General features: G+C 58.6%; 4 protein-coding genes and 3 tRNA genes. All 7 read left to right on the top strand.

Annotated features, from left to right (window positions below):
* The first annotated feature begins 210 nt into the window (after positions 1–210).
* Complete coding sequence (birA, locus tag IRZ77_RS26590) at positions 211–1,170, top strand: bifunctional biotin--[acetyl-CoA-carboxylase] ligase/biotin operon repressor BirA (RefSeq protein ID WP_046617268.1); 960 nt, start codon at positions 211–213, stop codon at positions 1,168–1,170.
* The gene (locus tag IRZ77_RS26585) at positions 1,160–1,909 is read left to right on the top strand and encodes a pantothenate kinase (RefSeq protein ID WP_196174632.1); all 750 of its coding nucleotides are present in this window, start codon (positions 1,160–1,162) and stop codon (positions 1,907–1,909) included. Before birA ends, IRZ77_RS26585 begins: the two co-directional genes overlap by 11 nt.
* A 7-nt stretch (positions 1,910–1,916) precedes the next feature.
* The gene (locus IRZ77_RS26580; protein ID WP_046617267.1) at positions 1,917–2,342 is read left to right on the top strand and encodes a hypothetical protein; all 426 of its coding nucleotides are present in this window, start codon (positions 1,917–1,919) and stop codon (positions 2,340–2,342) included.
* A gap of 152 nt (positions 2,343–2,494) precedes the next feature.
* Positions 2,495–2,578 (top strand) — tRNA-Tyr (locus IRZ77_RS26575).
* A gap of 24 nt (positions 2,579–2,602) precedes the next feature.
* Positions 2,603–2,676 (top strand) — tRNA-Gly (locus IRZ77_RS26570).
* Positions 2,677–2,705: 29 nt separating this feature from the next.
* Positions 2,706–2,781: transfer RNA gene (locus IRZ77_RS26565), tRNA-Thr, on the top strand.
* A 78-nt stretch (positions 2,782–2,859) separates the two neighbouring features.
* On the top strand, positions 2,860–3,001 hold a 142-nt coding region (locus IRZ77_RS26560; RefSeq protein WP_230385152.1), incomplete at its 3' end, for a GTP-binding protein.

Here is a 3,001-nt window from a genome sequence, read left to right as displayed (position 1 = left end):
CCCTCTGTGGGAGCGGGTTCACCCGCGAACACCGGCAAAGCCGGTGCCATCCACCGCGTCGCCCGCTTCGCGGCTAAAGCCGCTCCCACAGATATGGCGCAGGTTCAGGGTATGCTGCGGGAGCGGCCTTCACCCCGCCGGCAGCCCTTTTCCTATGCAAGCCAACAGCCCATAGCTATCATGCCTGCCTTATTCCAAGTCGAGACTGGCATGCTGAAGTTGTTGAACCTCCTCAGGGATGGTCGGTTCCATTCCGGAGAAGCTCTGGGGGCGGCCCTCGGGGTAAGTCGCAGCGCCGTTTGGAAGCAGCTGCAGCACCTGGAGAGCGAACTGAACCTCACCATTCACAAGGTCCGTGGGCGTGGCTATCAGCTGGCGGCGCCGCTGGCTTTGCTCGATGCGCAAGCGATCGCCGGGTTTGCCGACGGCGAACAGTGGCCCGTTTTCATTCACGAAACCATCGACTCGACCAATGCTGAAGGCCTGCGACTCGCTGGAGAGGGGCAAGCCGCGCCATTCCTGGTCCTGGCCGAGCGCCAGAGCGCCGGCCGTGGTCGGCGCGGTCGGCAGTGGGTCAGCCCTTTTGCCGAAAACCTCTATTACAGCCTGGTGCTCCGTGTGGATGGCGGCATGCGCCAGCTCGAGGGCTTGAGTCTCGTGGTGGGGTTGGCGGTAATGCGTACCCTGCAGGCGTTTGGGGTAAAGGATGTGGGGCTCAAATGGCCCAATGATGTTCTCGTTCGCGGGCAGAAGATCACCGGTATCCTCCTGGAGTTGGTGGGGGACCCGGCAGATGTCTGTCATGTGGTGCTGGGTATCGGCATCAATGTGAACATGCAGGTCAACGATCAGGTCGACCAGGTGTGGACCTCGATGCGTCGCGAAGTAGGGGCGGCAGTCGACCGTAACCGGCTGGTAGCATTGCTCAATCAGCAATTGCAGCACGAATTGGCGCGGCATCGTCGCTACGGGTTTGCCGCATTCCAGGAAGAATGGGAGCAGGCGCACCTGTGGCAGGGGCGCAAGGTTTCTCTGGTTGCAGGTAGCACGCGTATTGATGGCGTGGTTCTTGGCGTCGACGGGCAGGGCGGCTTGCGCCTTGAGGTGGACGGGGTGGAAAAGAGCTTCAGTGGTGGTGAGCTCAGTTTGAGGTTGCGTGATGATTCTTGAGCTCGATTGCGGTAACAGCTTCATCAAGTGGCGGGTAATCCACGTTGCTGATGCAGCGATTGAAAGCGGCGGTATCGTTGACTCCGATCAGGCGCTGGTGGCCGAAGTGGCCGCGCGAGCTTCGGTACGTCTGACCGGCTGCCGCATTGTCAGTGTGCGCAGTGAGGAGGAAACCGATGCGCTTTGCGCGCTGATTGCCCAGGCATTTGCCGTGCAAGCGCGCGTGGCGCACCCGGCTCAGGAAATGGCGGGTGTGCGCAATGGCTATGACGACTACCAGCGTTTGGGTATGGACCGTTGGTTGGCGGCGTTGGGAGCATTTCACCTGGCCAAGGGCGCTTGCCTGGTCATTGACCTGGGGACCGCTGCCAAAGCGGATTTCGTTGCGGCGGACGGCGAGCACCTGGGTGGCTACATCTGCCCGGGTATGCCATTGATGCGTAGCCAGTTGCGTACTCACACCCGGCGTATCCGTTATGACGATGCCTCGGCCGAGCGTGCATTGGCCAGCCTGGCGCCAGGTCGCTCGACGGTCGAGGCGGTCGAGCGCGGTTGCGTGTTGATGCTCCAGGGTTTTGCGCATACCCAGCTCGAACAGGCGCGAGCGTTGTGGGGGGGGGACTTCACAGTGTTCCTCACTGGGGGTGATGCGCCGCTGGTAAGGGAGGCGGTGCCTCAGGCACGTGTCGTGCCTGACCTGGTTTTTGTAGGCCTGGCCATGGCCTGCCCATTGGATTGAGGTGCCTATGCGTTGGTTGTTTCTGCTGTTACTGGTGCTCAACGTCTTCTATTACGTGTGGCACCAGCAGGAAGCCCCGCTGAAGGTCAAGGAAGTCGCGCCCCTGTCGCTGTACAAGGGGAATCAGCAAGAAATCCGCCTGTTGCGCGAAACAGGGGTTTCGGCTCCACCCAAGCGCCGGGATGAGTGCCTGGTGGTAGGTGGTGTGATGGGGCAGGGCCAGCTCGATGCGCTGCGTCAGCGCCTTTTGAGCCTGGATATTGTCACCGTGCCGGTGGCGGGTCAGTTGCCAGGGGCGGATGGTCGTTGGCTCAAGGTTGCCCCAGATAGCGAGCGTTTGCTGGACCAAACCGTCCTCGCGACTCTTTCCAACGATTTCAAAGACTTAAAACACAAAATTATTTTCTGCCAGGGTATTGCAACTGGCGAATAGCTTGATAGAATGGCGCCCGCTTCACAGGGAACACCACTCAGGTGGTAGAACTGGAAGCGGTGTCAAAGCAGCTAAGTTTCAGATTTGATTGAAAAAATTTGAAAAAACGCTTGACACTAGGACGGTAGACAAATAGAATGCCGGCCACATCTGGAGGGATTCCCGAGCGGTCAAAGGGGACGGACTGTAAATCCGTTGCGAGAGCTTCGAAGGTTCGAATCCTTCTCCCTCCACCAGTTTTAGCGAGAGCCGTAAGCTCCGCGGGTATAGTTTAGTGGTAGAACCTCAGCCTTCCAAGCTGATGATGCGGGTTCGATTCCCGCTACCCGCTCCAAGTTTGCTGGATTTTGCACAAAGTGTTTCGCTCTTGTAGCTCAGTTGGTAGAGCACACCCTTGGTAAGGGTGAGGTCAGCGGTTCAAGTCCGCTCAAGAGCTCCATATAAACAAGGCAGATATGAAAATATCTGCCTTTGTTTTATCAGCGCAAGACTATTTCTTCTGCGGAGGATTGTATCGATGGCTAAGGAAAAGTTTGATCGTTCCCTTCCCCACGTTAACGTCGGCACTATCGGCCACGTTGACCACGGTAAGACCACTCTGACCGCAGCTCTGACTCGCGTCTGCTCCGAAGTTTTCGGTTCGGCAGTCGTTGAGTTCG

This window comes from Pseudomonas pudica, assembly GCF_015680405.1.
GTDB lineage: Bacteria > Pseudomonadota > Gammaproteobacteria > Pseudomonadales > Pseudomonadaceae > Aquipseudomonas > Aquipseudomonas pudica.
The sequence above is the reverse complement of the archived record's forward strand: the minus strand, read 5'-3'. Positions and strand labels throughout refer to the sequence as shown.